General features: G+C 62.5%; 31 protein-coding genes. 18 read left to right on the top strand and 13 right to left on the bottom strand.

All coding sequences use genetic code 11. From position 1 onward, the window contains the following. Window position 1: 1 nt before the first annotated feature. Genes CB0101_RS13830 through CB0101_RS13840 form a run of 3 tightly spaced genes read right to left on the bottom strand, consistent with a single transcriptional unit; the run spans window position 2 to window position 1,503 of the window. Window positions 2–892 (bottom strand): ABC transporter permease, encoded by an 891-nt coding sequence (locus tag CB0101_RS13830; protein ID WP_010304240.1) that lies wholly within the window; start codon window positions 890–892, stop codon window positions 2–4. A 6-nt stretch (window positions 893–898) separates the two neighbouring features. Next, entirely contained in the window at window positions 899–1,282 is a 384-nt protein-coding gene (locus CB0101_RS13835) for a PIN domain nuclease (protein ID WP_246833778.1), read from the bottom strand. A gap of 2 nt (window positions 1,283–1,284) precedes the next feature. Then, window positions 1,285–1,503, bottom strand: a complete 219-nt coding sequence (locus CB0101_RS13840; RefSeq protein WP_010304242.1) for a type II toxin-antitoxin system VapB family antitoxin — start codon at window positions 1,501–1,503, stop codon at window positions 1,285–1,287. A gap of 119 nt (window positions 1,504–1,622) precedes the next feature. Between CB0101_RS13840 and CB0101_RS13845 the strand changes: the two genes are divergently transcribed. Both CB0101_RS13845 and CB0101_RS13850 read left to right on the top strand, forming a co-directional pair. Then, window positions 1,623–2,342, top strand: a complete 720-nt coding sequence (locus CB0101_RS13845; RefSeq protein ID WP_010304243.1) for a response regulator transcription factor — start codon at window positions 1,623–1,625, stop codon at window positions 2,340–2,342. Next, window positions 2,339–2,719 (top strand): response regulator transcription factor, encoded by a 381-nt coding sequence (locus CB0101_RS13850; protein WP_010304245.1) that lies wholly within the window; start codon window positions 2,339–2,341, stop codon window positions 2,717–2,719. The genes CB0101_RS13845 and CB0101_RS13850 overlap by 4 nt, the downstream gene beginning before the upstream one ends. Here the strand turns inward: CB0101_RS13850 and CB0101_RS13855 are convergent. Next, window positions 2,682–4,277, bottom strand: coding sequence for an alpha/beta hydrolase (locus CB0101_RS13855; protein ID WP_010304247.1), 1,596 nt, complete (start codon window positions 4,275–4,277; stop codon window positions 2,682–2,684). The genes CB0101_RS13850 and CB0101_RS13855 overlap by 38 nt on opposite strands. Before the next feature lie 73 nt (window positions 4,278–4,350). Next, window positions 4,351–5,832 carry a HAMP domain-containing sensor histidine kinase gene (locus CB0101_RS13860; RefSeq protein WP_010304248.1) on the bottom strand — a complete coding sequence of 494 codons (1,482 nt, stop codon included), beginning with the start codon at window positions 5,830–5,832 and terminating at the stop codon, window positions 4,351–4,353. Between the two features lie 153 nt (window positions 5,833–5,985). On the opposite strand from CB0101_RS13860, the gene CB0101_RS15800 reads away from it, so the two are divergent. From CB0101_RS15800 to CB0101_RS13875, 3 genes are all read left to right on the top strand, one after another. Beyond that, window positions 5,986–6,462, top strand: a complete 477-nt coding sequence (locus CB0101_RS15800; protein ID WP_010304250.1) for a type IV pilin protein — start codon at window positions 5,986–5,988, stop codon at window positions 6,460–6,462. Between the two features lie 157 nt (window positions 6,463–6,619). Beyond that, the gene (locus CB0101_RS13870; RefSeq protein WP_136643901.1) at window positions 6,620–7,600 is read left to right on the top strand and encodes an IS5 family transposase; all 981 of its coding nucleotides are present in this window, start codon (window positions 6,620–6,622) and stop codon (window positions 7,598–7,600) included. 65 nt (window positions 7,601–7,665) lie between these two features. Beyond that, window positions 7,666–8,907 carry a hypothetical protein gene (locus CB0101_RS13875; protein ID WP_136644176.1) on the top strand — a complete coding sequence of 414 codons (1,242 nt, stop codon included), beginning with the start codon at window positions 7,666–7,668 and terminating at the stop codon, window positions 8,905–8,907. Here CB0101_RS13875 and CB0101_RS13880 read toward each other — a convergent pair. Further along, complete coding sequence (locus CB0101_RS13880) at window positions 8,900–10,447, bottom strand: transposase family protein (RefSeq protein ID WP_246833756.1); 1,548 nt, start codon at window positions 10,445–10,447, stop codon at window positions 8,900–8,902. The two genes, CB0101_RS13875 and CB0101_RS13880, sit on opposite strands and share 8 nt — an antisense overlap. A 130-nt stretch (window positions 10,448–10,577) precedes the next feature. Here CB0101_RS13880 and CB0101_RS13885 point away from each other — a divergent pair, with 130 nt between their 5' ends. The 6 genes from CB0101_RS13885 to CB0101_RS13910 all read left to right on the top strand — a co-directional run bounded on the left by CB0101_RS13885 (window position 10,578) and on the right by CB0101_RS13910 (window position 13,642). Further along, window positions 10,578–10,778: a hypothetical protein gene (locus tag CB0101_RS13885; protein ID WP_136644177.1), complete on the top strand. Its 201-nt coding sequence runs from the start codon at window positions 10,578–10,580 to the stop codon at window positions 10,776–10,778. Further along, window positions 10,775–11,257 (top strand): hypothetical protein, encoded by a 483-nt coding sequence (locus CB0101_RS13890; protein ID WP_010304306.1) that lies wholly within the window; start codon window positions 10,775–10,777, stop codon window positions 11,255–11,257. Before CB0101_RS13885 ends, CB0101_RS13890 begins: the two co-directional genes overlap by 4 nt. Window positions 11,258–11,301: 44 nt before the next feature. After that, window positions 11,302–11,763 (top strand): Tfp pilus assembly protein FimT/FimU, encoded by a 462-nt coding sequence (locus CB0101_RS13895; protein WP_246833779.1) that lies wholly within the window; start codon window positions 11,302–11,304, stop codon window positions 11,761–11,763. Continuing rightward, window positions 11,739–12,794: a calcium-binding protein gene (locus CB0101_RS15805; RefSeq protein WP_136644178.1), complete on the top strand. Its 1,056-nt coding sequence runs from the start codon at window positions 11,739–11,741 to the stop codon at window positions 12,792–12,794. Before CB0101_RS13895 ends, CB0101_RS15805 begins: the two co-directional genes overlap by 25 nt. Continuing rightward, on the top strand, window positions 12,740–12,976 hold the full coding sequence (locus tag CB0101_RS15885) for a hypothetical protein (protein WP_371413632.1): 237 nt from the start codon (window positions 12,740–12,742) through the stop codon (window positions 12,974–12,976). The genes CB0101_RS15805 and CB0101_RS15885 overlap by 55 nt, the downstream gene beginning before the upstream one ends. A gap of 111 nt (window positions 12,977–13,087) precedes the next feature. Further along, window positions 13,088–13,642, top strand: a complete 555-nt coding sequence (locus CB0101_RS13910; protein ID WP_136644180.1) for a hypothetical protein — start codon at window positions 13,088–13,090, stop codon at window positions 13,640–13,642. A 92-nt stretch (window positions 13,643–13,734) separates the two neighbouring features. On the opposite strand, the gene CB0101_RS13915 is transcribed toward CB0101_RS13910, so the two are convergent. The 4 genes from CB0101_RS13915 to CB0101_RS13930 are packed head-to-tail and all read right to left on the bottom strand — an operon-like array spanning window position 13,735 to window position 15,734. Continuing rightward, window positions 13,735–14,367: a hypothetical protein gene (locus CB0101_RS13915; protein WP_010304314.1), complete on the bottom strand. Its 633-nt coding sequence runs from the start codon at window positions 14,365–14,367 to the stop codon at window positions 13,735–13,737. Between the two features lie 4 nt (window positions 14,368–14,371). Further along, entirely contained in the window at window positions 14,372–14,869 is a 498-nt protein-coding gene (locus CB0101_RS13920) for a GspH/FimT family pseudopilin (RefSeq protein ID WP_010304316.1), read from the bottom strand. Further along, window positions 14,866–15,288 carry a hypothetical protein gene (locus CB0101_RS13925; protein WP_010304318.1) on the bottom strand — a complete coding sequence of 141 codons (423 nt, stop codon included), beginning with the start codon at window positions 15,286–15,288 and terminating at the stop codon, window positions 14,866–14,868. The genes CB0101_RS13920 and CB0101_RS13925 overlap by 4 nt, the downstream gene beginning before the upstream one ends. Beyond that, window positions 15,288–15,734: a hypothetical protein gene (locus CB0101_RS13930; protein WP_010304320.1), complete on the bottom strand. Its 447-nt coding sequence runs from the start codon at window positions 15,732–15,734 to the stop codon at window positions 15,288–15,290. Before CB0101_RS13930 ends, CB0101_RS13925 begins: the two co-directional genes overlap by 1 nt. A gap of 71 nt (window positions 15,735–15,805) precedes the next feature. Between CB0101_RS13930 and CB0101_RS13935 the strand changes: the two genes are divergently transcribed. Beyond that, window positions 15,806–16,546: a hypothetical protein gene (locus tag CB0101_RS13935; RefSeq protein WP_010304322.1), complete on the top strand. Its 741-nt coding sequence runs from the start codon at window positions 15,806–15,808 to the stop codon at window positions 16,544–16,546. Here CB0101_RS13935 and CB0101_RS13940 read toward each other — a convergent pair. Together CB0101_RS13940 and lepA are read right to left on the bottom strand one after the other, a co-directional pair. Beyond that, window positions 16,533–17,183 carry an alpha/beta hydrolase gene (locus CB0101_RS13940; protein ID WP_246833780.1) on the bottom strand — a complete coding sequence of 217 codons (651 nt, stop codon included), beginning with the start codon at window positions 17,181–17,183 and terminating at the stop codon, window positions 16,533–16,535. The genes CB0101_RS13935 and CB0101_RS13940 overlap by 14 nt on opposite strands. Before the next feature lie 50 nt (window positions 17,184–17,233). After that, window positions 17,234–19,042: a translation elongation factor 4 gene (lepA, locus tag CB0101_RS13945; protein ID WP_010304326.1), complete on the bottom strand. Its 1,809-nt coding sequence runs from the start codon at window positions 19,040–19,042 to the stop codon at window positions 17,234–17,236. A gap of 83 nt (window positions 19,043–19,125) precedes the next feature. Between lepA and CB0101_RS13950 the strand changes: the two genes are divergently transcribed. The 3 genes from CB0101_RS13950 to serS are packed head-to-tail and all read left to right on the top strand — an operon-like array spanning window position 19,126 to window position 21,107. Continuing rightward, a complete protein-coding gene (locus tag CB0101_RS13950; protein ID WP_010304328.1) occupies window positions 19,126–19,464 on the top strand; it encodes a multidrug efflux SMR transporter in 339 nt (112 codons plus the stop codon). 36 nt (window positions 19,465–19,500) lie between these two features. After that, a complete protein-coding gene (locus tag CB0101_RS13955) occupies window positions 19,501–19,791 on the top strand; it encodes a NifU family protein (RefSeq protein ID WP_010304330.1) in 291 nt (96 codons plus the stop codon). A gap of 41 nt (window positions 19,792–19,832) precedes the next feature. Next, window positions 19,833–21,107, top strand: coding sequence for a serine--tRNA ligase (serS, locus tag CB0101_RS13960; RefSeq protein ID WP_010304333.1), 1,275 nt, complete (start codon window positions 19,833–19,835; stop codon window positions 21,105–21,107). Between the two features lie 140 nt (window positions 21,108–21,247). Here serS and mqo read toward each other — a convergent pair whose 3' ends face one another. After that, the gene (mqo, locus tag CB0101_RS13965; RefSeq protein ID WP_010304336.1) at window positions 21,248–22,705 is read right to left on the bottom strand and encodes a malate dehydrogenase (quinone); all 1,458 of its coding nucleotides are present in this window, start codon (window positions 22,703–22,705) and stop codon (window positions 21,248–21,250) included. Between the two features lie 47 nt (window positions 22,706–22,752). Here mqo and rseP point away from each other — a divergent pair, with 47 nt between their 5' ends. The 3 genes from rseP (at window position 22,753) to CB0101_RS13980 (ending at window position 26,532) form a co-directional block, all read left to right on the top strand. Further along, window positions 22,753–23,841: an RIP metalloprotease RseP gene (gene rseP / locus CB0101_RS13970; protein ID WP_010304339.1), complete on the top strand. Its 1,089-nt coding sequence runs from the start codon at window positions 22,753–22,755 to the stop codon at window positions 23,839–23,841. A gap of 52 nt (window positions 23,842–23,893) precedes the next feature. After that, window positions 23,894–24,196, top strand: a complete 303-nt coding sequence (gene rpsN / locus CB0101_RS13975) for a 30S ribosomal protein S14 (RefSeq protein WP_010304343.1) — start codon at window positions 23,894–23,896, stop codon at window positions 24,194–24,196. Window positions 24,197–24,384: 188 nt separating this feature from the next. Continuing rightward, the gene (locus CB0101_RS13980) at window positions 24,385–26,532 is read left to right on the top strand and encodes a polyribonucleotide nucleotidyltransferase (protein ID WP_136644181.1); all 2,148 of its coding nucleotides are present in this window, start codon (window positions 24,385–24,387) and stop codon (window positions 26,530–26,532) included. Window positions 26,533–26,534: the final 2 nt, after the last annotated feature.

Consider the following 26,534-nt stretch of genomic DNA (forward strand, 5'->3'; position numbering starts at 1 on the left):
CTCAGCTCTGCGCGCGGTTGCTGCTGCCGCTGCCACTGAGCCAGCTCTCCAGCCCCTCCCCCAGGAACGAGAGCCCCAGCACCAACACAAACATCGCCACACCGGGGTAGAGCGCCGTCCACCAGACGCCGGTGGGTAGAGCGCTAAGGGCCTGCTGGAGATCGCTGCCCCATTCGGGCACGGTTTCCGGAAGACCCAAGCCGAGAAATCCGAGGCCGCCCAACACCAACACCGCATCGGCGGCATTGAGGGTGAGCAACACAGGCACTGAGGTGATCACGTTGCGGAACAGATAGCGGCGCAGGATCCAGAGCGGACCGGCCCCAAGGGAACGCGCCGCCTCCACGAACAACTCCGCCTTCACCTGAGCGCTTTGATTGCGCACCACCCGGAAATACTGCGGCACGTACACCACACACAACGCAGCAGCGGCATTAGGCAAGCCTTTACCGAGCAGAAAGGCCAACACCACCGAGAGCAACAACACTGGCAGGGTGTAGAGCGTGTCCATCAGGAGCACCAGGCTGCGGTCGATCCAGCCGCCCAGATAGCCGCTCACCATCCCCAGCGGCACGCCGATCACCAGGGCCGACACCAAGGCAATCGCCACCACCTGCAGGGCCACACCACTGCCGGCCAGCGTGCGGCTGCACACGTCGCGCCCGAGCCGATCGGTGCCGCACCAGTGCTGCCACGAGGGCGGCGCATAGATGGGGTTATCGAGGCCGGCGTTCACATCCGGCAGCAGGCCGAGATGGGTGAACAGCGGTGTGAGCAGGGCGATCAGCAGGTAGACGATCACGATCACCACGCCCCAGCGGGCCATGCGGCCCGCCAGGTTGCGGGGCCGCCAGGCGAGCAAGCGCGAAACCGAGGAAGCAGGAGTGCTCATCGCGGCTCAGGCGGCCTCCAGGCCGAGATACTCCACATAGGGAAGAAAGTCGCGGTCGCTGAACAGCAAGGGCAAGTTCGCCTCAATGCACGCAGTGGCAATGATCCCGTCGATCGTTTTGCGCACGGTGATGCCTCGGCTGCGCAGGGCCCGATAGTTCTCGGCCGCCTGATAGGCGTTCTGCGGCCCCAGCATGGCGAGCAGCGGCAACGATCGAAAGAGCTGTCGCGCTGCTGCCACATCACGGTCGCTCCGGAATCCCTGCAGCACTTCCACCACGATCAGATCGCCAATTGCCACGGGCGTCACACCCAGCACTGCATCCAGTCGCTCCACCTCGGATGTTTGAGCCCCATTGAAGAAATCAATCCACACCGAGGAATCCACCACGATCACGGCTGATCAGCCAGCTCCACGGCCAGATCGGAGCGCTGAGCCTCCAGATCGCCCTCCCAACGGAGACGACCTCGAAATCCTTTGATCTGCCGCTGCTGCTCCAGCTGCACAAGCGTGCGCAGACCCAGCTCTACGGCCTCCCGCTTGGTGCGAGCACCGCAGGCCTGCATCGCATCGCGCATCAACTGATCCTCGATGACGATGTTGGTGCGCATCGCCCCAGCCAAAGATGTGTAAAGACTAGCGGCCGCATACACATCCAGCGACCGAGAAGGCTTGGGGCAAGCGAAGCGCTGCAAATCCGGGTAAGAAGGGTGCAGCCCTGCGGCAGTGGATGGCAGCCACCAGCGTGCTCTTGGCCGACGACGATGCGCGGCTGCGTCAGTTCCTGGAGCTGGAACTGCGCGAAGAGGGCTACGCGGTGCACAGCTGCGGCGATGGCATTGGCGCGTTGACGCAGATCCGCCAAGAGCCACCCGATCTATTGGTGCTCGATTGGATGCTGCCCGATCTGAGCGGCGTAGAGGTGTGCCAGCGCCTGCGCTCCACCGGTGTGCAGGTGCCGGTGCTGATGCTCACCGGCCGCGATGCGGTGAAGGATCGAGTGGAAGCTCTCGATGCCGGCGCCGACGACTACTTGGTGAAGCCGTTTTCGATCGAGGAACTCTTAGCCCGGCTGCGGGCGCTGGCCCGGCGCGGCGCCAGTGCCAGCGGCCCAGCAAGCGAACAGACAGACCTGCTGGAGCTCGAGGATCTCCAGCTCAACCTGGCCAGCCATGAGGTGAGCCGTGCCGGCACTTCGGTACACCTCAGCGCCACCGAATTCCAACTGCTCCGCTGCCTGATGGCCGAGCCAGGCCGCGTGCAGCCCCGCCAAAACCTCCTGGATCAGGTGTGGGGCACCAACTTCGTGGGCGATGCCAACGTGCTGGATGTGTATGTGCGCTACCTACGCCGCAAGCTCGAGCCACCCGGCAGGCCCACCCTGATCCAAACGGTGCGGGGCGTGGGGTTCCTGCTCAAGGCAGGCCCGGTGAAGGACGCCGCACCATGAACCAACCCCTCGTGGCGGTCGTCGACGACGATCCCCGCATCCGCGAGCTGTTGGCCACAGAACTAGAGGATCTGGGGGCTGCCGTGCTGCGCTGCCGCGAGGGTTCAGAGCTCCTGAGCCAGGCCGAGCTTCAGGAGGTGGCACTGGTGCTGCTCGATTGGATGATGCCGGGCCTCGATGGAGCCGGCACGCTGCAAGCCCTGGCCGAGACCGGCTTCGCCGGCCGTGTGGTGGTGGTCACAGCCCTCTGCGATCCCGAGGTATTGCAGCAAGCCCAGGCCCAGGGAGCTGCAGCCACCTTGCTCAAAACCGAAGCATTGGAGCAATTGCCAGAGCTGCTCAAGGGAACTGGCGCAAGCCTGGATCCACCTGATTGAGCTCCTCCCGGCTGAAGCGTGGGGTGATCAACAAGCGCAGCGGGGTACGGCCGGTGAGCACACCGCTGGCATCCACCGGGGCCGCCAAGGGCGCAACCGCCTGATCGATGCGCACGTGCCGATTAAAAAAGCGCAGGGCCATGCCCTGGAGCTCTTGGCGTGCCAACGCTCGATCGGGGCCCAGCACAAACGCGGGCAGTTTGGTCTTGCCGTTCAGGAACGAGAGATGGGTGCCGTTGTGCTGCAGAGCAAGCAACGACCCTGGATAGGTGATGGAGGTAAAGGGAATCAGCTGCTGCGACACGGGCGGTGCAAACACATCGTCTGTTCCGGAAACCACAAGCACTGGAGCGGCAATCGCCTGGAGTGAGCTGGGGCTGAAGATCGGATTGGTCACAGGATTCACCGCCACAGCAGCCTTCACGCGGGGATCGCGAAAACTGCGTCGCTTCACCACCTGAGCCGGTGCATCGCACTGCCAGACCACAGCTGGATTCAGCACCACGATGTTGGGGTTGTTCATGGCAGCGCAGCCCTTCACCAGGTGCTCCCAATCGAGCTCGGCACCAGCCAGCGCTGTCGCCGTGTAGCCCCCAAGCGATTGGCCCAACACGCCCACCTCCTTGGTGTTCACCCTGGAGCCCCAGCGATCGTGCATCTGATCAATCAGATCGCTGACGCTGAGGGGCTGGCTGTACCAGGCATTCGGCGGCGGGATCGCACCCGTGCCTTGAATCGCTGCACTGATCGCGTTGGCACTGGTGAAGGGGAAATTGAGCGCCGCCACCGCATAGCCATGGCTGGCCAAATCGCGGCCCACATACAACAGGGCATTCATATCGGTGTTGAGTCCAGGCGCAATCACCACGAGCGGTGCGGGTTTGGCGGCGGTGGCCGACTCCGGCAGGTAAGCCAGAGCCGTGATGGTCGTGCCTTCACGGCCGGTGAAGCTGAAGGCGCTCTCGCTGTAAGCAACACGTCCGGAGCTGGCCAGCGCGATCAGGTCTGGCCCTTCAGCCGGCGGCCCGTTGATCGATGCGATCTGGGCGAACAGGCGGTTCTGGAGGTTGAACTGCTGAGACAGTGAACGCATCAGTGACAGCACAGCTGTCGCATTCACCGGCAGCGTTGCGGTGGGATAGGCCTGCAGCACATCGATCAGGCGCAGAGCACCCTCGCGCGCCGATCCCAGAATCAACGCCGAAGCCAATGCCTGCCGAGCCACATCGGCCGGCTGATCAATCACCTTCACCAGCTGCTGCAAGCTGCTTTCGCCGATGGCGGTGTCGAGAAAATTCGACGCCATCACCGCATCCACCGGCACGCTCTGGTTGAGCACGGTGCGCAAAGCGTGGCGATCAGCGGGCTTCAACAGGCGCAGATACCCCTCCAGATCGGGCTCAATGCGTCCCGTTTCCGTGAAGGTGACCAGCGACGGCACCGACACAGTGCGCGACACCTCTCCAAAGCGCAGCACGATCCGCTCAGCCGCGGAGGCCGCCGGGGCCGCCGCAAGTGCCAGGCAGGCTGTTATTGAGCTGAGCAAACGCCGCAGCATTGGTTGTCGTGGGCACCGATGCCGGCCACCCTCACAGAAGGCAAGCGATTCCGACAACCACACGGCACCGGAATCAACTCCCGCCCAGGCCAGCCCCCAGCCACCGGCGCAAGCTGGCACTGCGGCCCGGCGCAGCTGAAACCACCGGTAAGCGCAACTGGAAATCGGCGCCACCGCCAGTCGCATCGGCCACCAGCGCCCGGCCCCCCATCCGCTCCATCAGGGTTTGCACCACGGCCAAGCCGATGCCATGGCCGCTGATCTCCGCGCTACTGCTGCCGCGAACAAACCGGCCAAAGATGCGCTCGCGCTCAGCCTCCGGCACACCGGCGCCGTGATCGCGCACATGCAGCACCAGCTCCGCACCATCGAGGCTGAGCACCAGCTCCACAGGCTGCGGTGCTGGGCTGTATTTGAGGGCGTTTTCAACGAGGTTGGTGAGGCACTGGCTTAGGCGCTCAGGGTCGGCGTTGACCTCGAGCGGTTGGGCGAGATCTGCTGGGTGAAGACGTAAACGTCCTGCACTGGTGGGCTGCAAGCGCTCAAAAAGGCTGACCAATAAATCCGAGGGATCCAGGGGCTGACACTGCAGCTGCAGGCGACCGGCGTCGTCGCGAGCAATTTCCAACAAGTCGTTCACCAGACGCCCCATCGATTCCGCCTCGGAGGCCACCAACTCCAGCTGCTCGCGTTGCTCGGGGCTGACCTCAGCAGCGCGGCGCAACAAACGGCGGCTGTAGCCACTGATCAAGGTGATCGGCGTGCGCAGCTCATGCGACACACCATTCACAAAGGTGCGCTGGTGCTCCCAGGCCTCCGCTAAGCGATCGAGAAGGTCGTTGAAGGCATGTGCAATGGGGTGCAACTCGAGGGGCTGACCTTTGAGGGATAGGCGTTCAGTGCTCAGCGAGCCGCTGGAGATGCCAGCCAGCGTTGTGCTGAAGGCATCCAGCGGCAGCAAGCCGCGGTGAATCACCAAGCGCAGCAAGGCGGAGGTGAACAGCGCAGACGCACCGGCCACTGCCACCAGCAGCAAGCTGATCAGCTGTTCCTGGTCGGTCTCCAGGGTGAAGTCCTGCAGAAAACGAACTTGATAGGGCTGTCCACCCAAGCTGATCGGCATCGCGCAGGTGAAGTAGGTGCGGCCACGAAAGCGAAACTCCCGCGGCTGCCCGTCTGGCGGGAGTGCGGCATCAGCCGCCTGCACCAAGGCCTGATCTGATTGAAAGGACCGAAAGGCCTCACCACTGGGCAGGATCACAGGCCCTGTCGTGCTGCGGCCAGGCTCCAGCCACACCATCCACACCAGCATCGAGGGGCTGCCCAGATCAGCCAAATGGCGACGCAACTCAGCTGTGGTGTCGATCTGCTCGGGCAGCAACTCCTGCAGCAGTTGCGTGGTGACCTGTACCTGCGCGTCATGGCGGTCATGGCGCAGACGGGCCGACATCTGCCGATTCACCAGCAGCAGCACCACGTAGCCCGCCAACACAGCCAGAAGACTGGTGGCCTGCAGATGACGCCGGATCGACGCGGCATGGCGGGCGAGGGCCAACCACAAGCTTCAACTGCACCAACCGTAAAGAGGAAAGCGGCGCGACACCACCAGCAGCACTCTTAGGAAACTCTCAGACAACCATCCACCAACACTTCTGGCACCGCAAATCCAAGCTGAATACGTTTGATGTAAGCCTGAAGCGCTGCCCAAATGACCACCTCCATGCTCCGCCCTCAGCTGCAAGCAACTCTGCTGCGCAAAACAAACGCGAACACCTCCCGTAAAAAAAATCTTCTCCAGAAGGGCTTCACGCTAGTGGAGTTGATGATTGTGATTGTGATTGTTGGAATCTTAAGCGCCGTTGCGCTACCAAATTTCCTCAGCCAAAGCGCAAAAGCAAAAATCACTGAGCCCCTCGGCAAAGCCTCTGCAGCACTGAAGCAAGCTCAAAGCATCTGGGTCGAGACAGGAACCTTTACCGGCGTCACATGCCCCGACGTAGGAATCACAGGCGCTAACGGACTCGAAAACGATTGGACCTACACCTGCGACGGCAACGGCGACACCTTCACGGTTGATGTAGTTGGCTCTGGAGCCAATGCGAATCTTGGCCTCAGCGACTGCTCAATCAACGGCCCTACTGGGGTCATTACAGCATGCACAAAGGACGTTGACGCCGCTAGCTAAACAACATAGAAGCCACGGAGCAAGGTCCGAAGAAGGATTTATCCTTCCGCTGGTTTTGATCATCTCCCTGATCATCAGTACTGGGCTAAGGAAATTCTGGAAAACCCAGCCCGTCTGCGCGAAAATGAACCTGTAATCGCAGACCAGGACTGGGTTGATGGGCGGCAAGCAGCTCGGTTTCACGGACTATGAGCTGACCACGGCCAAGAAGCGCACCAAGCGCGAGAAATTTCTCTCCGAGATGGAGGCTGTGGTGCCTTGGCAGGCACTCATCGATCTGATCGAGCCGCACTACCCCAAGGCGAGCAAGAAAGGCGGCAGGCCTCCCTATCCGCTGGCAACGATGCTGCGCATTCATCTGCTGCAGCAGTGGTACTCCCTCAGCGATCCGGCCATGGAAGAGGCCTTGATCGAGGTGCCCACCATGCGCCGCTTTGCCGGCATCGAGCTGATCAGCGATCGGATCCCGGACGAGACCACGATCCTCACGTTCCGCCATCTGCTTGAGAAGCATGGGCTGGGTGAGCAGATTTTTGACACCGTCAAAGCGCTCCTGGCCGCTCGGGGCGTAACCATGCGTCAGGGCACGATCGTCGATGCCACCTTGATCGCAGCGCCCAGCTCCACCAAGAACAAAGATGGGAAGCGGGATCCGGAGATGCACCAGACCAAAAAGGGCAACCAGTGGTACTTCGGCATGAAGGTCCACGCCGGCGTTGACAAGGACTCAGGCCTGATCCATTCGGTTGTCGTCACCGCCGCCAACGTGCACGACCTCACCCCGGCAGCTGAGCTACTGCATGGAGATGAGGAGGTGGTGTACGGCGATGCTGGCTACCAGGGCATCGCCAAGAGACCAGAAATGGCTGGCAAGACAGCGGAGTTCAGAGTGGCGATGCGGCCCGGCACGCGCAGGGCTCTTCCTGACACCCCGGATGGGAGGGTGCAGGATCTGATCGAGACGGCCAAAGCTCACATCCGCTCCAAGGTTGAGCATCCCTTCCGTGTGATCAAGCAGCAGTTCGGCTTTCAAAAGACCCGGCTGCGAGGCTTGGCCAAGAACCGCTGCAAAATCAACGTGCTTGCGGCACTGTCGAATCTGTACCAGGCCCGACGACAATTACTCGCGACAGTGTGAACAGGGACTTGGTGTGCCTGCACACCTCTATTTAGCCTCAAAACCAGCCGAAAGTGGCTGGATATGTGAGCCAAGGTCATCAAAAAATGGCCTCAGAGGCAATTTGCAGCCAAAACCACTCTTTCTGCTCGCTGCCGCCGCTCAAACACCGCTTGTCCAGAGTTTCCCTAATGGCCCTAGCCGCTCGATCATGGCTAGGGCTTTCAGGCTCGATACGTCAGAGTCAATCTCGTCAAGCGAGGGAAATCGCAGAGGCCGGCCTAGCTCAACTGATCGAAAGCCTCAACAAGGACTACGCCTATCTACTGATCAAGGACTTGGGCAACTGGGGCGACGGCTCATATACATCCTCGATCTGCACCAACTCCGCAAGCGGCACCCCGGTGACAAGTAGCACCATCGGCAGCTCCGGGCGCTACACCTTGTTGGACTACGACTTTCAGGGCAGCCCGTTCTATGGCGGCAAAGCAACGATCAGGATGCGGGGTGAACGCCTGAAGAGCAACAGCTCGGTTGCAGCCACAGCAATCGTGGAAGAGTCACTAGAGATCAAACCCAAAAGCTGCACCACATCTTTTGGGGAGCCGACAGTCACAAGCGGTTTTCCAGGCCTTCTCGGCCAGCAGGTTGTCCTCGGGAACAACGACGTGTTCGGAACGCTATCGGGCAATGTTCTCTGCCTACAGTGTTACGACGGCCAGGACTATGACAGCCTTACACGTGAACAACAGGAAGCCTATATCCAAATGAAGAACAATGGCTATGTCGCTGGTCAGATCTTTCTTGGTCCGATTGATCTACCACCAGTTCCCGAGCCACCGGCAGATCTGAACTTCGACACGCCGATATCGATCACAGAAGGCAGAGAGATCGTCGCGGGCACCAATACAGGACCATGCCGAGTAGAAGACCGAGGCTCAGAGGCTCCGATTACCCATTGTATGGTGGACTCGGTGGAACTTAACAGCAAGAAGGAAATCCTCACCGTTGACACCAGTGCAGGCGATGTTCGGATTTATATCCGCGGCGACAAATTTGTTCTAACCGGAGGAGCAGCGATCAAACACCTGCCTCCAGACGCACCCGCCAGCTCGCTGGGCTTATTCGGTCGCGCAAGCGATCCCACAGACACCTATCCAGATCAGTTGATTCGCCTTGCAGGCGCCGCATCAACCAATGCACTCTGGGCCTACTTTCCCGACGGAAATATGGGAATCAATGGGGGATCGAAGGAAACAGCGGATTGCGACAGCAGCGGAGAATGCACTGGCGCATTGCATCAAGTACTTGTTACCGTCTTTAGTTGACGCTTGGTAACACTCCCTCTTCTGTCCAGGGTTTGGGTTCTGGTCTGTCTGCTGCACGCTCCAGGGCCTGCTGCACCCTGGCCACGCGCCAATCCCTGATTCGCCGCTGCAGCGTGCGTTTGTGTTGGGGGCCATAGCGCTCAGGGGCCAAGGCGATCAGCCTCTCCAGTAGCTCCTGGCTGCCCACATCCGGCTCTGCCTCCAACCACTGGGGGATGAGGGCTGCATGAACCTCAAAGGGATCCACACGGCTGCGGCGGCCTTGCCGCGGTTTGGGCTTTTTCTGCATTGGTCTGCTCTGGCGCCACAGCGCCTGTAAGCCCTGCAGAAAGCGCTCCAGCTCTCGTTTTTCTTCTTCTGGGGATTTCCAGGCAAGCGGATCACCCGCCATGGCGTTGGCGTGCTGGCCGCTGATCAACAGCGCTAACCGGCTCTGGCAGCTGCGCATCGTGGCTAGTAGCGCCACAGGGTCACACCGTTGTCTCAACTCCCTGAGGTCAGCGGCTTCCTGCTCGCCCAGCACACCGGTACGCAGTAGCTGCTGCAGCGGTGTCCGCGGCGGGTGGTGCAGCCGCTTGATCCGGCCTCCCTCCCGCACGCTGCTCTTGAGCTTGAACGACGGCTGAAACAGGTTCGTGAACAGCCGCAGTGCCGCGTACAGCTCAGCTAGCACCTGAGCGGCCTCCAGGCCCACCAAGCGCTCGTAGCCCACCACACGGCGGATCAGCACCCCGTTCTTCTGCTCCACCCAGGCCTGATCGTTGCTCTGGTAGGCGCGTGAGCGGGTGAGCTCGATCCCTTGCTCCGGTGCATCACACCACTGCTCCATCAGCGCATTCATGAACGCTGGATCGTTGTCGGCATCGATTCCACGCAACGGGAAGGGAAGTTGCTGCCGCAGTCGCTGGATAGCGGCCAACACCGAGGCCCCATCGCGCGTGATCACCGGCAGGCTCTCGCTCCAGCCCGTGGCGATATCGGTGGCTACCAGAGTCCAAATGAAGCGACCTTCCAGGCGCCCCCCGCAGTGGGCCACCAGATCGATCTCCAGCCAGCCGGGCTGCTTGTGGTCATCCCATCCCTTGAACGTGCGCACCTGCACGCGGCGGCGAACACCGCTGTGGGCCCGGGGAGGGCGTCTCCATCCATTGCCTCCACTGCTCTGGCGCACTGGGGCCAGCAGACGGTCAATCGTGGCGCTGCTCATCATCAACACCCGTGCCCTCACCGACTGCTCCAGCTGCAGGTGACCGTGGTGCTCGAGTGATTCCACCAGCTGCGGAAGCAGCGCATGCAGGCGCTTGCCGCACAGCCGATCGCTGGCTTCCCACAGCGGTACCAGCGCCTCAACAACCTCCGGGCCGTACCGGCGGCGGTGTTGGCCGCGCCGGCTGCTCTGCTGCTGATCGGTTCGCTGGTTCAACCGGCGCAGCAGCGATTTGCGGTGATAGCCGCTCAGCGCCTCCAACTCATCCAACAGGCGCTGCTTCCAAGCGCGGCTCAGGCTCCGGTAACGCTCTGAGGCCGCACTGATCGCCAATGCAATCCGCTCACGTTCCCGCAAAGTCCCGGGCCGGCTTGGCTGATCGCCTTGCGTGTCAACCCGTGGAGGGTCCATGGGCAGTTGCTACGCGTGATGCAACAACCTTAATGGAGTAGCAGCTTTAAAGATGCAATGCGCTGGCGGCGACATCAACGGCGCCGTCTGGGCCAAGGTGTGGAACGGCTCCTCATCCAATGTGGCGCAACTAGTTGTTCCTGCCGACATCGGCACACAGCTCTTCAATACCTACGGCCCCCAATACGCGCTGGGGATCCGCGATTACGTTGCCCTCGGGGTGTCCCGCTGGAGCAGCTGGATCAACCCATGAAAACAACGCAGGCCGGCTTCAGCATGCCCGAGGTTCTGGTGGCCTCCTTCATCCTGATCTGGGTAATTCTAAGCAGCCTGCAGCTGACTAGTTCCTCGATCCTGGGCATGGGGCAGTCAAAACGACGCGGCCTCGTTGATGCAGCCATCGCCTCCCGGATTGAAAAACTCCGAAGCGATGCTTTCAGCTTTCTCTGCACACAAGGCTGCACAGACAACGAACTGACGAAGGCCCTTGAGTTCAACCTCATCACCCTCAAACCACTCTGCAGCTCTAACACCCTTGGCCAAGGACTCCTGAATGCACTACCGACCGAGGACAAACCCAGCAGCTTCACGGTAAACACGGTTCCACCAGTCCTTGTGCAGGCGACGTACACATCAGATGGCAACAAATTGCATGTCAGCTACAGCGCAACTGACATGGCTCTAACTGTGAACACCACCCTTGTGCCCCACGCTCAGGGCTGGTGCCCATGAGCCGGGCCAGGCAGCCAGGAACAGGTTTCAGTCTCCCTGAGCTGATGGTGATCGTAGCTATCGCTGGAATTCTGGCTGGGCTATCCATTCCAAACTTCACACGAAACTGGCAGGACGAACGACTAAATAGCGCCAGCAAACAAACCATCGCCTGGCTGGATGACCTTCGCCGCAAAGCCATCCAACAATCCAGCCCTTGCAGTGTGGAGATCAGCGGCAATCCAGCTTTGCTGACCGGTAGCTGCCAGAACCTACCAGACCAAACCTCCACCCTGGATCTCCGCGCAGAGATTGCCAACATGGATCAACTGACCTTCAATCTAACCAGCAATAGTCCCAGCACCTGGATCTTCACGCCGCGTGGCACAACCACCACCGATGCAGAGCTGCGCATGACCCTGGAGGGTAGTGGTCTTGGACGCTGCATTCGGCTTCTCGGACCATTGGGACTTCTGCGAAGTGGAAAGCTCCGTTCAGGCACATGCATTTACACCACCAGCTACTGATCGAACAGCGGCAGCGTGTTGCGACAGGCTTCAGCCTTTTGGAACTCCTACTGGCCGCATCTATGGGAGGACTGCTGTGCATCGTTGCCGCCGACGCGATGATCGCCCATCTCCGTTCCAATGCCAGCCTGGAAGCAACAGAGCGACTGCGCAGCGACTGGAGCCGAACCAGTCATTTCATCGAGTCAGAGGTTGCCTTAAGCGAACGAGTTCTGACCAGCGCGGAGAGCGTAAACCTGAATCAATGCTCTACGGCGATTGCTGCCGACTCAGAATTTCGATTCGCACTAGAAATTAGAAGAGACCTACCACCTGCAATTTACTTTGTTCGGAGCAATTCTGACGATGCTGAACAACAGGTCTGGAACGGCAGTCACAGTCTCTTTCGCTGTGGACCGGGGATTGACCAAAATGGCCTTTACACCGACGCGATCACCGGCAGCGAACAACAAGCTGGCGCTGCAAGTCGCCTCGTGGATGGACTAGGAGAAAACTGCACCCTTGAGGTGCTCACAGCTGCCCCTGTGAGCAAATCACTGAACTTCCGCCTATGCCTGAAGGGAATCGGCCAACAGACCTTTAGCGGGACAGCCAGCACCTATTCGCGCATCAGTCCTGTTTTCTCCTACCCCAATGCCACAAGTCTGTGCAGCGACCAGGATCTAAGCATTGAAGGTTTTTACAAACTGAGTGGTGGCGACAGCAACAGCAACACGTTGGCCGTACCGCAGGGAGCGGTACCCGCCGACCAGGACGTGCTGATCTGTGGCTATGGAGGAGGAGACACGATTGAAGGTTCATCTGCCAATGACGTTCTGGAAGCCGGCGACCTTCCCGGTGGGACACCGCCCCATCCATCCGCTGATCTCAACGGGCAGGACGGCAACGACCGGCTGCTGGGAGGCAAGGGAGATGACACGCTCAATGGTGGCGAGGGGACGATGTTCTGGTGGGAGTGGACGGCAACGACACGCTGGTGGGCGGCAGCGGTGAAAACAGGTATCTCCCAGGCCTCGGTAACGACAGCGTGACCGGGGGGCCGGATCTCGATGTGGTGTTCCTGGACGGAGTACGGAACAACTTCGCCGGGCTCAGTGCCTGCACACGTACCAACTGCAGCCTGAGCTACAGCGATTCAGGCACCAACCACAGCCTCACGACCACTGATGTAGAGGTACTGATCTTCCGAGACGGCCGCTACGATCTGCGTTGAGAACGGGATGACTAGACACCCCCCCAACAGAAGCACCTGACCAATAGCCAGGAGGGGTCCAACTCAGTACAGTGAATCTAATCAATGCGGACAGGGCGGACATCCTCCGACATGGAAGAAGGGAATCGCCGCAATAAAGGCCTAAAACCCGCGCAAAAACTGTTCGCAGGCCTTTCGACTACAACCCTGGTTCTACTTTGGTGGCAACTACTATCAGACTTCAGCCCGAGATATGCATCCATTAGATCAATCATGCCACAGAGAAACGAAGCCACTGGCATCACCCTTAAACACATCAAGGTTCGCGACGTCGACCTTGGGCCCAAAATCGAAAGCCTACGGGCCACCATCGAAGCAGCCGACCTGATCTACAACCGCTGCTCACAATCCAAGATTTCAACACTTGAAGCCTGTTTTGGAGAAATATTCAATGATCAATACTATTCAAGTCGAACTATTCTCCCAATCGCAGAGGCCTTATCTCTTGCTCAAGGGCAGGCCAAGGAGGTGACCTACACCTTTACTGGGCCTGCCGAAGAAGAACCCTGGGGTGGAGAGCGAAAAGGAAGATTTTACTGCCTCAACCCAGCCCTTTCGTCCACTGAGAAATCAATGTGGACCACCATGATGGAAGCGGATGAGGCACCCACCCCACAAGGCATCTGACAGCAGAAGCGAAGAACAGGATCTGCCAAGAACAAGCCAGGTTCTGAAAAAGCTGAATTCACTGATCTACCGCGGCAAGATCTGAAGCCTGTTCACGGCACCCGGTCTTGAGCAAAAGTGGTCAGGGTTGCTGTCTCAAGGGGCTTTCCAGCATCTCCGAGTATCTGCATCAGACGGAATGCAACCAGTCCAGATGCCGAATCAAGACAGGCTGAGAATGGCTGATGCGCTGAGCCTCCGAGGTCCACGGCTACGGTACTTTTCTCACCCAATAAAGAAGCACATCCGTTCCATCGCTGAGGTTGCTCGGCCAATCCATCAATCACCACCCGGTTCTGCGCCTGCGAGCCCAGCGAGGGCTCGCCGTCCATTCCGAAGGCAGGACCACAGCGCATCAACACCCATCCACGCCAGATCGTGCTTGGAGCTTTACCAACCGAATAGGTAACCGGTCCGGCAGACGTATTCAGATGCAAAACAGGGGTGCGCCGCGCAAGCCCGCAGGCGTGCAACTCATGCTCAGGGTTTTCACTCACGGCTGTGGCCCGAGCTACGTCGTTTTTCACCAACTCCAGCGTGCGCCGCTGAGCAGCCCGCTCCCGCAGCAGCCGCGACAAACGCGCACCGTTTTGTCCCTCCGCCATCAGCCCCTGCAGCATCACACCGCTGAGGCCCAGGCCGAGGCTGAGCGAGAGCATCAGCTCCACCAGTGAAAACCCATTCATGGCGCTACAGCGATGGATCGGGTTCACAGCGTCCACCCTGATAGCGACCGAGCCGGGTGATGCCCAGCGGCAAAGCCATCACCAAACAGCGCTGCAGGCTTGTCCCCGCCGCCTGCAACACCGCAGTGCCGCCATCGAGCACCAGGCCGTTGCTTGAAAAGCGCAGCACTGCCGGGAAGTTGTGGCTGAGCTGCACCTCACCGGCAGCGATGGGGTCCTTCAGGCTCTCCAGCGTGTGCAAACACGGGGGCATCACACCGCCAACAGGCGGAGCCCATCCCTCCTCCTGCAAGCTCAAGCCGCAGGGGCGGCCGATCTTCTGGGCTTCAGCTCGGCCGCGCTGAATGCCTTGATCCAGGCGGCGGGTTGCGGCCTCCAGGCGCTGGCGGGCCAGGCTTTCAGAACCTCCACCCCATCCCAACGCCGCCAACAGCCCCAGAATCGCCACGCCCACGAGCAATTCCACGAGCGAAAAGCCTGAGGCTTGCGCTAGCCGACTCATGGCTGCACCTCCTCAACCTGGCTATCTGTGAGAGGGGATTCGCTGTGGCAGAGGCCCAAGCCTGCCGGTGTATAGACACGCTCTCGTGTTGTCGTTGGATCGGCGGCAACCTCCCACCGCACCAGCAAGCCATCGCCCGACTGCACGGGCACAACCTCCCGCCGCAACTGCGGTGGCACAGGGAGAGCGGAAGCCACCTCAACCAAATCCACTGAACTCAGTCCACAACCGGAGCCCCCCGCCAGCTCTTGCCGCCAGTGGGCCTGGAGTTGCAAGCGATCCAAATCGATGCGTTCCAACAGTTGCTGCCGCAGCTCTGCTTTGTGGCTGTTGCCAGCAGCATGGCTCCAGAGCTGCAGCGAACTGCCCGACGCGGCGCTGAACACCGCCGCGGCCACCATCACTTCCACCAGATGCATCAGCCCAGCTCCCGAATGCCAGCGCGGCTGAGCCCATAGCGGCGTTGCAAGCCGTTCGGGGAGAGCTGCAAGCGCAGCACACCTCCCATCGTGCTCGGCTCCCAACTCAGCAGCTTCACCGTTTCCCCGGCAATCTCGAGCTGCTGCAGCGCCTGCGGATCGAGATCTGGCGGGCAGTCAGCCGGCAGCGGCTGGATTGGCCAATCTGCAGACGCAACGGGCCAGAGGCAAGCGAAGGGCCCCTGCAGCTGGGCGGCCCACTGCTGAGAGGCAGAAGACAGCCGATCCTCCGCCTGCAGGCGGACGCGCTCAGCGGCCTGCACCTGACGGGTGTGAAGCACCAGCGACTGAATTGACAGGCTGCTGAGCAGCAACACCAACGCGCCGGTGAGGGACAACGGCAGCACAAAGCCCGCTGCAGCGGGCGGATGCAAACGCAGAACCATGGCCTTTTCAGCAATCCATGGGTTGAGCGTTCCCCCGCGGCTAAAACAGGGTCACCGGCACAGCCGCCTCGATGGTCGATGGGCTCGAGCGCGACATCGAACTGCTTGAGATCCATGAGGTCTCAGCCTGGCGAGAGCAACTCGGTGCCGCGGCCATAGGCCTGTTCACCGCGGGGCCCGTTGGGCTCCTGGCCTCGCTGGTGACCTTTCGCAAGCTGGAGGGCCACTGGCTTCCCTGGGCGCTCATCGGCATCCTGGCCGCACCACCCCTGGCCTATGCGCAATGGCGAGGTGTGACCTGGTTGCAGGGATTGCAGGCTGGCGCAACAGCCGAGGCCGCTGAAGATCTGGCTGCTGCCCAATCAATCAATGAAGCCGATCGGCTCGCCCGTGCCTGTGCCGTAGCCGTCCGCGCTGGTCTTGGCGAGAACTCCATTCGCAACCCGCTCGACGGCAGCGAGCTGTTCTGCGACCGCACCTATCCCACCACCGTGGTGATCACGAGCCGCAGCTTCGAACCCCTCCAGAAACCGCGCAGCTGCGGGGGCACCACTCTGGCCGCGGGCACCAGCGCCGCGCAGTGGCTGGTGTCGCCAGCGGGAACGCTGGTGTGTCAAGCCATTGCCCGCTCGGGATTCGGCTGGTGGGAGCAGGCGGCAATCAACCGCCAGCAGCTCTACAGGAACTGCACCAACAATCTGCGCCGAGAAGCCCAAACCGGGTTCACCAGCACCGCCCATCAACTCGGCCTGCGCGACTACTGCGCCGAAGAACGGGCCTTGCTGGCGCGCGATCGAATCAGGGGGCAGTAGCAGCAGCCGGCGCATTCATCGCCGCCGCCTGCAAGCAAGCCGGCAGGAACACCCACCAGCTCAAGGTGGAGGTGCACTGCGCTGGGTTTTCGCAGGGCAAGCTGGAGCAGCGCTGCGTGGGGGGGCCGCCCAGCTCCACCACAAAGGTGGTGGGCAGCTCCCGCAGGATCGCCATCGCCGAGATGGTGCCTCCCTCGGCAGTACGCAGGATGGCGGCGCGCAGCCCCTCCACCCGCACATCGCGGCCGCGGGCCATCAAGGGGCGGAAAGCCTGGGTTTGCTGTTGCAGGAAAGCCACACCTGCAGGCGAATACAGGAAATTTGCCAGGGGAACCAGGCCTACGGCGTAGGGCTTGGCCAGGGCAGCACGGAGCTGATCGTCTGGCCAGCCGGAATTGGCGGCCAGCTGCAGTAGTTGGCGGTCGTTGATCGTTCCATCTGCCACGAACTGCTGCAAGGCGGCATAGGGAATCGTCCACAACTCGGCGCCGCTGGCCAGGCGCAGAGTTTGGGTGGCCCCTGGGGGCTCCAGTGGTGCTGGCGGAACAATCACAGGGCCCGCGGGCTGCGCCGGCGCTGGATCTTCCACTGCCAATGGTGCCGAGGAAGGCTCGGCTGCTCCAACGGAAGAACCCACCCACAGCGATCCGGCGGTGAGCAGCACTGCAACAACCTTTCGGGGGTGTATCACTGGTTGAGCTTGAGCACGGCCATGAAGGCCTCCTGGGGCACATCCACCTTGCCCATCGCCTTCATGCGCTTCTTGCCCTTGGCCTGCTTCTGCAGCAGCTTTTTCTTACGGGAGATGTCGCCGCCGTAGCACTTGGCGAGCACGTCTTTACGCATGGCGCTGATGCTCTCGGAGGCGATCACGCGGCTGCCGATCGAGGCCTGAATCGGGATCTTGAACTGCTGGCGGGGGATCAATTCCTTGAGCTTCTCCACCAGCCCCTTGCCCACGTTGTAGGCCTTATCGCGGTGCACGATCGTGGTGAGCGGATCGGCCTTTTCGCCGTTGATCAACACATCTAGGCGCACCAGATCGTTCTTGCGATAGCCGATCAGGGAATACTCCATCGAGGCATAGCCCTTGGTGCGGCTCTTCATCTGATCGAAGAAATCGGTCACCACCTCAGCCAGGGGCATCTCGTAGTGGAGCGTGACCCGGTCGGTGGTGATGTATTTCATATCGATGAATTCACCCCGCCGCTCCTGGCACAACTCCATCAGCGTGCCGTTGTAGGTGTTGGGCGTGTAGATCTCGAGCTTCACGTAGGGCTCTTCGATCGATTCACGCTTCTGCGGATCAGGCAAGGTGGCGGGGTTGTCCACCATCACCGTGGTTTCATCGAGCATGTTCACCTGATAAATCACCGATGGCGCGGTCACGATCAGATCAAGGTTGTATTCGCGCTCCAGCCGCTCCTGCACGATCTCCATGTGCAGCAGGCCGAGGAAGCCGCAACGGAAACCGAAGCCCATGGCGCTGCTGGTTTCGGGCTCGTATTTCAGGGCCGCGTCGCTGAGCTGCAGCTTGTCGAGCGCTTCGCGTAGATCGGGGTATTGATCAGCGTCGGTGGGGAACAGGCCGCAGAACACCATCGGCTTGGCCTCGGTGTATCCCGGCAGCGGCTCCGGCGCCGGGTTGTTCACCAGCGTGATCGTGTCGCCCACGCGCGCATCGGCCACGGCCTTGATCGAGGCGGCCAGGTAGCCCACTTCGCCAGCCTGCAAGCGATCCACCTTGCGCTGATCGGGGGCCATCACGCCCACTTCATCCAGTTCATAGGTTTTCTTGCTGGCCATCAGCAGCACCTTGTCTTTGGTGCCGATCGAGCCGGAGATCACCCGGAAATACACAATCACGCCCCGGTAGGGGTCGTAATAGGAATCAAAAATCAGCGCCCGCAGCGGCTCGTTCACCCGATCGGGCGGCGGCGGCACTCGATCCACCACGGCCTGAAGGATGTCGGGCACACCCAAGCCGCTCTTGGCGGAGCAGGGGATCGCACCGGTGCAATCGAGGCCAATGATCGCTTCGATCTCTTCGCTGATGCGCTCGGGATCAGCACCGGGGAGATCGATCTTGTTGAGAACCGGAATAATCTCCAGGTTGTTCTCAATCGCCAGGTACACGTTCGCCAGGGTTTGCGCTTCCACGCCCTGGCTGGCATCCACCACCAGCAGCGCACCTTCGCAGGCCTGCAGCGAGCGACTCACCTCATAGGAGAAGTCAACGTGGCCGGGGGTATCGATCAGGTTGAGGATGTAGGTCTCACCATCGGCCGCCTTGTATTCCATCCGCGCGGCCTGGAGCTTGATCGTGATGCCCCGCTCACGCTCGAGATCCATGTTGTCGAGAAACTGCTCCTGCATGTCGCGGGCAGCCACCGTGCCGGTGTCCTGCAGCAGGCGATCGGCCAGGGTCGATTTGCCGTGGTCGATGTGGGCAATGATGCAGAAATTGCGGATCCGTGAGGCGGGAACGTCGGTCATTCGCGGATGGGCTCTCGGTGGCGTCCCGGCTCGGGGCGGTGGATCTCGGTGGGGTGATCCTAGGGAGAGGTGCCCTTCCTCTCATGCCCGCTCTTCCTGCCTGGCTGCTGCTACTCCTGGCCATCGGTTCAGAGGTGGTTGGCACCTCCTGCCTGAAACTCTCCGCGGGCATGAGCCGCCCGCTGCCCACCCTCGTAGTGCTCGCGGCCTACGGCAGCTCGATGCTGCTGCTCTCCAAGGTGGTGCAAACCATCCCGTTGGGCGTGACCTATGCCCTTTGGAGCGGGATTGGCATCGTGGCCATCGTGCTGGTGGGCCTTTTGGCCTACCGGCAGGTGCCCAGCTCAGGGCAGCTGGTGGGCATCGCGCTGATCGCGGCCGGTGTGGTGGTGGTGAATCTCACCGGCCAACTGCACGAGTGAGCGCTACCTAAGCTCAATGCAACGCCAGCACGCCCCATGAGCACCGACACCGCCAACGCCGCACCAGACAGCGCCGCCGCTGAGGCCAACGACCCCCGCGCCCTCACCATCGAAAACGTGGAGCGCACCCTGGATGAGCTGCGCCCTTACCTGATGGCCGACGGCGGCAACGTGGAAGTGGTGGAGATCGACGGACCGATCGTGAAGGTGCGCCTGCAGGGCGCCTGCGGCTCCTGCCCCAGCAGCACCATGACCCTGAAGATGGGCATCGAGCGCAAGCTGCGCGAAGCCATCCCCGAAGTGAGCGAAGTGGTGCAGGTGCTCTGAGCACCGGCCCCTAGGCTCGGCCCACCTCTGACCCTGGGCCCGTGCTGGATCAGCGCCTGTTGCGCGACAACCCCGAGCTGATCACGCAGCAGCTGGGGCGTCGTGGCATGTCGCTCGACCTCACGGGCCTGCAACTGATGGCGCGCCAGGAGCGCGACCTCGAAGAGCAGCGCAGCAACCTCCAAGCCGAAGGCAACCGGATCGGCAAGGAGGTGGGCCTGAAGATCAAAGGCGGCGCTGCGCCCAACAGCCCGGAGGTGCAGGAGCTGCGCAACGAGGGCAACCGCATCAAGCAGCAGGTGGCTGTGCTGGAGGAGGAGGAGAAAGCGCTCGAGGCCAAGCTCAAGGCGCAGCTGCTCACCCTGCCCAACCTGCCTTCGCCCGAGGCCCCCGATGGCCGCAGCGAAGTCGACAACGTGGAGATCAAGCGCTGGGGCAGCCCCCGCGCCCAGGAAGACTGGCTGGAAGAGCACTGGCAGATCGCCGAACGCCTCGAGCTGTTTGAAGCCGAGCGCTCGGTGCGCATCGCCCAGAGCCGCTTCGTGACGCTGCTGGGTCAGGGCGCCCGGCTCGAGCGCGCCCTGATCAATTTCATGCTCGACCTGCACGGCGGCAAGGGCTACCGCGAGGTGCTGCCGCCGATCCTGGTGAACAGCGCCAGCCTCACAGGCTCAGGCCAGCTGCCCAAGTTCGCCGAGGAGAGCTTCCGCTGCGCCGAAGACGATCTCTGGCTCACCCCCACCGCCGAGGTGCCCGTCACCTCCCTCCATCGCGATGAGGTGATCCCGGCTGAGCAGCTACCGCTCAAATACGTGGCCTACACGCCCTGCTTCCGCCGCGAGGCCGGCAGCTATGGCCGTGACACCCGCGGCCTGATCCGCCTCCACCAGTTCAACAAGGTGGAGCTCTACTGGTTCTGCCACCCCGACCACTCCGCCGAGGCCCATCAGCAGATCACCGCTGACGCCGAAGCCGTGCTCGAGGCCCTGGAGCTGCCCTACCGCAAGATCGAACTCTGCACCGGCGACATGGGCTTCTCCGCCGCGCGCACCTACGACCTCGAGGTGTGGCTACCCGGTGCCGGCGCTTACCGCGAGATCTCCAGTTGCTCGGTGTGCGGCGACTTTCAGGCCCGCCGCTCCGCCATCCGCATGAAAGAGGGCAAAGGCACCCAACTCGTGCACACCCTCAATGGCAGTGGCCTGGCCGTGGGCCGCACCATGGCCGCCCTGCTGGAAAACGGTCAGCAAGTGGATGGCTCGGTGAAGCTGCCCGCCGCTCTCGTGCCCTACTTCGGCTCTGAGCGGATCGGCTGAAGCCTGCGCTGCGGCGATCTGGGGACTGGGCCATCGTGCGTGGGGAGGTCTCCGCGGTCGGATATCCATGGATATCCAAGGGCAGACAGTGGCCCAACAGATGCCACAACCCAGCCAGCCCCCGCGGATCCCGCGACGCCTCAGCTGCCCTTCAGCTGCAGGGCGGCATCCGCACGCTTGCGAAGGCCGCACAAGCGCTCGGGATCGGCGGCGAGATCTTCACCCCAGCTGGGGATCAAAGCCCGCAACCGGGCTTGCCAAGCCGAGCTGTTGAAGCGCTCGGGCCAGCAGCGCTGCAGTACGTCCACCATGGTTTTCACCGCAGTGGAGGCTCCCGGTGAGGCTCCGAGCAACGCGGCCAGGGAGCCATCGGCGCTGCTCACCACCTCGGTGCCCATCTGCAGCGTGCCGCGGCCATCGATCTGCTTGATGATCTGCACTCGCTGGCCGGCCACTGCCAGCTCCCAGTCGTCGCCGCGGGCCTGGGGGAGGAACTGGCGCAGGCTCTCGAGCCGTTGCTCCTGGCTCTGCACCACCTGACCCACCAGATAGCGCACCAGATCAAAGTTCTGGCTGCCCACCTGCAGGCTCGGCAGCAGGTTGAACGGCTTCACCGATCGGCCCAGATCCCAGAGGGAGCCCTGCTTCAGGAAGCGGGTGCTGAAGCCGGCGTAAGGGCCAAACAACAGGGCGCGCTGGCCCTCGATCCAACGGGTATCGAGGTGCGGCACCGACATCGGCGGTGCCCCTACAGCCGCCTTGCCATACACCTTGGCGTTGTGCCCGGCGATCACCTCCGGGTTGCGGCACACCAACCACTGACCGCTCACAGGGAAAGCGCCGTACTGGCGCGCTTCCGGAATGCCGGAGCGCTGCAGCAGCGGCAAGGCGCCGCCGCCAGCGCCGAGAAACACAAACGGCGCCTCAAACACCTGCGCCGCGCCACTGGGCGTACGCGCCTCCACCAACCAGCCGCGGCCGCCGCGCTCCAGGCCCACCACCTCATGCTGGAGCCGCATGTCGACGCCCTGCAACAACGCCGCCGTGAGGGCACCGAAATTCACATCCGTGCCGCGGGCCACGCGCGTGGCCGCCAGGGGCTGATCCAGGCTGCGGCCCTCCATCACCAGCGGCATCCATTCGCGCAGCTGGGCGCTGTCGCCACTCCACTGCATGCCGGCGAACTGGGGAGTGGCGTTCAGCGCTTCCCAGCGGCGCCGCAGGAAGGCCACGTTCTGCTCACCCCACACCAGGCTGAGGTGAGGAACCCCGCGGATGAACGCGGCGGGATCCTGCAGCACGCCCTGCTCCACCAGGGCACTCCAAAACTGCAGGCTCAGCTCAAAGGCGCCATTGATGGCCAGCGCCTTGGCGATCGGTACCGATCCATCGGCGGCCTGGGGGGTGTAGTTGAGCTCGCAGTTGGCCGCATGGCCGGTGCCGGCGTTGTTCAGGGCCGCGCTGCTCTCGGCCGCCACCCCCGGCAGCCGCTCGAGCACCATCACCTCGAGGGATGGATCGAGCTGACGCAGCAACCGCGCCAGGGTGGCGCCCATGATTCCGGCCCCCACCAGCAGGGCGTCGCAGCGGTGCGTCATCAGACCTGGGCATCCCCCCACAATGGAGTCACTTTGCACGTGCGCGGATGGGGGTTCTCACGGCCCTGGCGATCCTGGCCGGCTTGATCGTGGTGCACGAGGCGGGGCATTTCTTTGCCGCCACCTGGCAAGGCATCCGCGTCAGCGGCTTCTCCGTTGGCTTTGGGCCGGTGCTGCTGGAGCGCCAGCGGCGCGGCGTGCAGTTCGCCCTGCGAGCCATCCCCCTAGGGGGCTTTGTGTCGTTCCCCGACGACGACGAAGAAAGCACAATCCCTGCCGACGATCCCGATCTGCTGCGCAACCGCCCGATCCCGCAACGGGCGCTCGTGATCGCCGCGGGCGTGCTCGCCAACCTGCTGCTGGCCTGGAGCGTGCTGGTGGCCCAGGGCCTGGTGGTGGGCATCCCAGCCGGCTTCAGCGCCACACCCGGCGTGCTCGTGGCTGGTGTGCAGAGCGGGCAAGCCGCGGCGGCATCCGGCCTACGCCCTGGTGATCGCATCCTCAGTGCCGATGGCGTGAACCTCGGTGGCGGCCAAAGCGCCGTGGCCCAACTGGTGGAGCGGGTGAAGGGCGCGCCGGATCAAACCCTGCAGCTCCAGGCCGAACGCGCCGGTCAAACCGTCACCATCGCGCTCACCCCGGCGGATGTAAGCGGCATCGGCCGGATCGGCGCTCAGCTGCAACCCAGCGGCAGCGAAGCCTTCCGCCGCGCCAAGGGCCCCGGCGAAATCCTCAGCCAGGCCAACCGCGATTTCGCCAGCCTCACCCGGCGCACCGTGGAAGGGTTTGTCACCCTCGCCACCCATTTCGGTGAAACCGCCGGTCAGGTGTCGGGCCCGGTGAAGATTGTGGAGATGGGGGCCTCCCTGGCCAAACAGGGCGGCAGCAGCCTCTTCCTCTACACCGCCCTGATCTCGATCAACTTGGCGGTGCTCAATGCCCTGCCCCTGCCGCTGCTGGATGGCGGTCAGTTCGTGTTTCTGATGCTCGAGGGGCTGCGCGGCAAGCCGCTGCCGGAGAAATTCCAGCTGGCCTTCATGCAGTCGGGTTTTGTGTTTCTGGTGGGCCTCAGCCTGGTGCTGATCGTGAAAGACACCTCCCAGCTGGCAGCGGTACAGCAGCTGCTGGGCCGTTGAGGTCACCCCGCGGGGTACGCTTGTTTGTCATTGCCCGTTGAGTCCAGGCCGCATGGCGAAGAAGTCGATGATTGCGCGCGATGTGAAGCGCCAGAAGATGGTTGAGCGCTTCGCCGCCAAGCGCGCCGCTCTGATGGCTGCTTTCGACGCGGCTGCCGACCCGATGGAGCGCCTGGAGATCCACCGCAAGATCCAGGGCCTGCCCCGCAATAGCGCCAAGGTGCGCCTGCGCAACCGTTGCTGGGCCACCGGCAAGCCCCGTGGTGTGTATCGCGATTTCGGCCTGTGCCGCAACCAGCTGCGTGAGCGCGCCCACAAAGGTGAGCTGCCCGGCGTGGTCAAGTCGTCCTGGTGAGATCGGGCTTCGGCTTCAAACCTTCTTCAAAGCGCCGCAAGGCGCTTTTTTATTGCTCATGCGGCAGACGTGAAAGCAGCACGCGCCAAGTGGCGACTGCACTTTCCAAAGAGATTGAGAGTGTTCCCACAGCGTTCGCACGTCGGATGCGAGAATCGCTCTTGACAACAAACAAGACATAAGCCCAAGTGCAAGGTCACACTCAGTCGATCTCCTTCGATGGTCGGGAGATCCGGCTGACCACCGGCCGCTTTGCCCCTCAGGCAGGCGGTTCAGTGATGGTCGAATGCGGAGATACTGCCGTTCTGGTCACCGCCACCCGCTCCGGCGGTCGTGAGGGCATCGATTTCCTGCCCCTGATCTGCGATTACGAAGAGCGCCTCTACGCCGCAGGTCGCATTCCCGGCAGCTTCATGCGCCGCGAAAGCCGTCCGCCCGAGCGCGCCACCCTGATTGCCCGCCTGATCGACCGCCCGATGCGGCCGCTCTTCCCCAGCTGGCTGCGCGACGACCTGCAGATCGTCGCCACCTGCATGTCGCTCGATGAGCGCGTGCCGCCTGATGTGCTCGCCGTGACCGGCGCCTCGCTGGCCACCCTGCTGGCCAAGATCCCCTTCCACGGCCCGATGGCCGCTGTGCGCGTGGGTCTGCTGGGCGATGACTTCGTGCTCAACCCCAGCTACCGCGAGATCGAGCGCTCTGACCTCGATCTCGTCGTGGCCGGCACGCCCGAAGGCGTGATCATGGTGGAAGCCGGTGCGAACCAGCTGCCCGAACAAGACGTGATCGAAGCGATCGACTTCGGTTACGAAGCCGTGTGCGAACTGATCAAGGCCCAACAGGCCCTGCTCAAGGAGCTCGGCATCGAGCAGGTGATCCCCGAGCCCCAAACCACCGACGACACCCTGCCCAAGTTCCTCGAGAAGGAATGCGCCAAGGGCATCGGCGATGTGCTGAAGCAGTTCAAGCTCACCAAGGCTGAGCGTGACGAGCAGCTCGATGCGATCAAAGGCCAGGTGGCCGAGAAGATCGACGGCCTCAAAGACGACGACGCCATCAAGGTGGCGGTGAGCAGCAACGGCAAGGCGCTGGGCAACAGCTACAAGTCGCTCACCAAAAAGCTGATGCGCGACCAGATCGTCAAAGACGGCAAGCGCGTGGATGGCCGCAACCTTGATGAAGTGCGCCCGATCAGTGCCGCCGCCGGCGTGCTGCCCAAGCGCGTCCACGGCTCTGGCCTGTTCCAGCGTGGTCTGACCCAGGTGCTCTCCTGCGCCACCCTCGGCACCCCGAGCGATGCCCAGGAGATGGACGACCTCAACCCGTCCAACGAGAAGACCTACCTGCACCACTACAACTTCCCGCCCTACTCCACCGGCGAGACCAAGCCGATGCGCAGCCCCGGTCGCCGTGAGATCGGCCACGGCGCCCTGGCGGAGCGGGCTCTGATCCCGGTACTGCCCAGCAAGGAATCCTTCCCCTACGTGCTGCGCGTGGTGTCGGAGTGCCTGAGCTCCAACGGCTCCACCTCCATGGGTTCGGTGTGCGGCAGCACCCTGGCCCTCATGGATGCCCGCGTGCCTCTGAAGGCCCCCGTGAGCGGAGCCGCCATGGGCTTGATCAAGGAAGGCAAAGAGGTGCGGATCCTCACCGACATCCAGGGCATCGAGGACTTCCTCGGCGACATGGACTTCAAGGTGGCCGGCACCGAGAAGGGCATCACCGCCCTTCAGATGGACATGAAGATCACCGGTCTTGAGGTGAAGACCGTGGCCGAGGCGATCAACCAGGCCCGCCCGGCCCGCCTGCACATCCTCGAGAAGATGCTCGAGGCGATCGAGAAGCCCCGTGAGGTGCTGAGCCCCCACGCTCCGCGCCTGCTCAGCTTCCGCATCGATCCCGAACTGATCGGCACCGTGATCGGCCCCGGCGGCCGCACGATCAAGGGCATCACCGAGCGCACCAACACCAAGATCGACATCGAAGATGGCGGCATCGTCACGATCGCCAGCCACGACGGTGCTGCCGCTGAGGAAGCGCAGCGCATCATCGAAGGCCTCACCCGCCGCGTGTCGGAAGGCGAAGTGTTCAGCGGTGCTGTCACCCGCGTGATCCCGATCGGCGCCTTCGTGGAAATCCTGCCCGGCAAGGAAGGGATGATCCACATCTCCCAGCTCAGCGAGGCCCGCGTGGAGAAGGTGGAAGACGTGGTGCGCGTGGGCGATCAGGTGACCGTGCGCGTGCGCGAGATCGACAACCGCGGCCGCATCAACCTCACCCTGCGCGGCGTGCCCCAGTCGGAAGAGCCGGCAGCAGCAGTGGTTGTGGCCGAGTGATC

This window comes from Synechococcus sp. CB0101, assembly GCF_000179235.2.
In the GTDB taxonomy this organism is placed as follows: domain Bacteria; phylum Cyanobacteriota; class Cyanobacteriia; order PCC-6307; family Cyanobiaceae; genus Vulcanococcus.

Excerpts from the sequence above, each read along its gene's own strand:
- CB0101_RS13845 (WP_010304243.1), top strand. The coding sequence starts at position 1,623 with ATGGCAGCCACCAGCGTGCTCTTGGCCGACGACGATGCGCGGCTGCGT.
- CB0101_RS13870 (WP_136643901.1), top strand. The coding sequence starts at position 6,620 with ATGGGCGGCAAGCAGCTCGGTTTCACGGACTATGAGCTGACCACGGCC.
- CB0101_RS13890 (WP_010304306.1), top strand. The coding sequence starts at position 10,775 with ATGAAAACAACGCAGGCCGGCTTCAGCATGCCCGAGGTTCTGGTGGCC.
- rseP (WP_010304339.1), top strand. The coding sequence starts at position 22,753 with ATGGGGGTTCTCACGGCCCTGGCGATCCTGGCCGGCTTGATCGTGGTG.
- CB0101_RS13955 (WP_010304330.1), top strand. The coding sequence starts at position 19,501 with ATGAGCACCGACACCGCCAACGCCGCACCAGACAGCGCCGCCGCTGAG.
- CB0101_RS13885 (WP_136644177.1), top strand. The coding sequence starts at position 10,578 with ATGCAATGCGCTGGCGGCGACATCAACGGCGCCGTCTGGGCCAAGGTG.
- CB0101_RS13925 (WP_010304318.1), bottom strand. The coding sequence starts at position 15,288 with ATGCATCTGGTGGAAGTGATGGTGGCCGCGGCGGTGTTCAGCGCCGCG.
- rpsN (WP_010304343.1), top strand. The coding sequence starts at position 23,894 with ATGGCGAAGAAGTCGATGATTGCGCGCGATGTGAAGCGCCAGAAGATG.
- CB0101_RS13935 (WP_010304322.1), top strand. The coding sequence starts at position 15,806 with ATGGTCGATGGGCTCGAGCGCGACATCGAACTGCTTGAGATCCATGAG.
- CB0101_RS13895 (WP_246833779.1), top strand. The coding sequence starts at position 11,302 with ATGGTGATCGTAGCTATCGCTGGAATTCTGGCTGGGCTATCCATTCCA.
- CB0101_RS15800 (WP_010304250.1), top strand. The coding sequence starts at position 5,986 with ATGACCACCTCCATGCTCCGCCCTCAGCTGCAAGCAACTCTGCTGCGC.
- CB0101_RS13855 (WP_010304247.1), bottom strand. The coding sequence starts at position 4,277 with ATGCTGCGGCGTTTGCTCAGCTCAATAACAGCCTGCCTGGCACTTGCG.
- CB0101_RS13930 (WP_010304320.1), bottom strand. The coding sequence starts at position 15,734 with ATGGTTCTGCGTTTGCATCCGCCCGCTGCAGCGGGCTTTGTGCTGCCG.
- CB0101_RS13950 (WP_010304328.1), top strand. The coding sequence starts at position 19,126 with ATGCCCGCTCTTCCTGCCTGGCTGCTGCTACTCCTGGCCATCGGTTCA.
- CB0101_RS13830 (WP_010304240.1), bottom strand. The coding sequence starts at position 892 with ATGAGCACTCCTGCTTCCTCGGTTTCGCGCTTGCTCGCCTGGCGGCCC.
- CB0101_RS13850 (WP_010304245.1), top strand. The coding sequence starts at position 2,339 with ATGAACCAACCCCTCGTGGCGGTCGTCGACGACGATCCCCGCATCCGC.
- lepA (WP_010304326.1), bottom strand. The coding sequence starts at position 19,042 with ATGACCGACGTTCCCGCCTCACGGATCCGCAATTTCTGCATCATTGCC.
- CB0101_RS15805 (WP_136644178.1), top strand. The coding sequence starts at position 11,739 with ATGCATTTACACCACCAGCTACTGATCGAACAGCGGCAGCGTGTTGCG.
- CB0101_RS13910 (WP_136644180.1), top strand. The coding sequence starts at position 13,088 with ATGGAAGAAGGGAATCGCCGCAATAAAGGCCTAAAACCCGCGCAAAAA.
- CB0101_RS13915 (WP_010304314.1), bottom strand. The coding sequence starts at position 14,367 with ATGAATGGGTTTTCACTGGTGGAGCTGATGCTCTCGCTCAGCCTCGGC.
- CB0101_RS13840 (WP_010304242.1), bottom strand. The coding sequence starts at position 1,503 with ATGCGCACCAACATCGTCATCGAGGATCAGTTGATGCGCGATGCGATG.
- CB0101_RS13920 (WP_010304316.1), bottom strand. The coding sequence starts at position 14,869 with ATGAGTCGGCTAGCGCAAGCCTCAGGCTTTTCGCTCGTGGAATTGCTC.
- mqo (WP_010304336.1), bottom strand. The coding sequence starts at position 22,705 with ATGACGCACCGCTGCGACGCCCTGCTGGTGGGGGCCGGAATCATGGGC.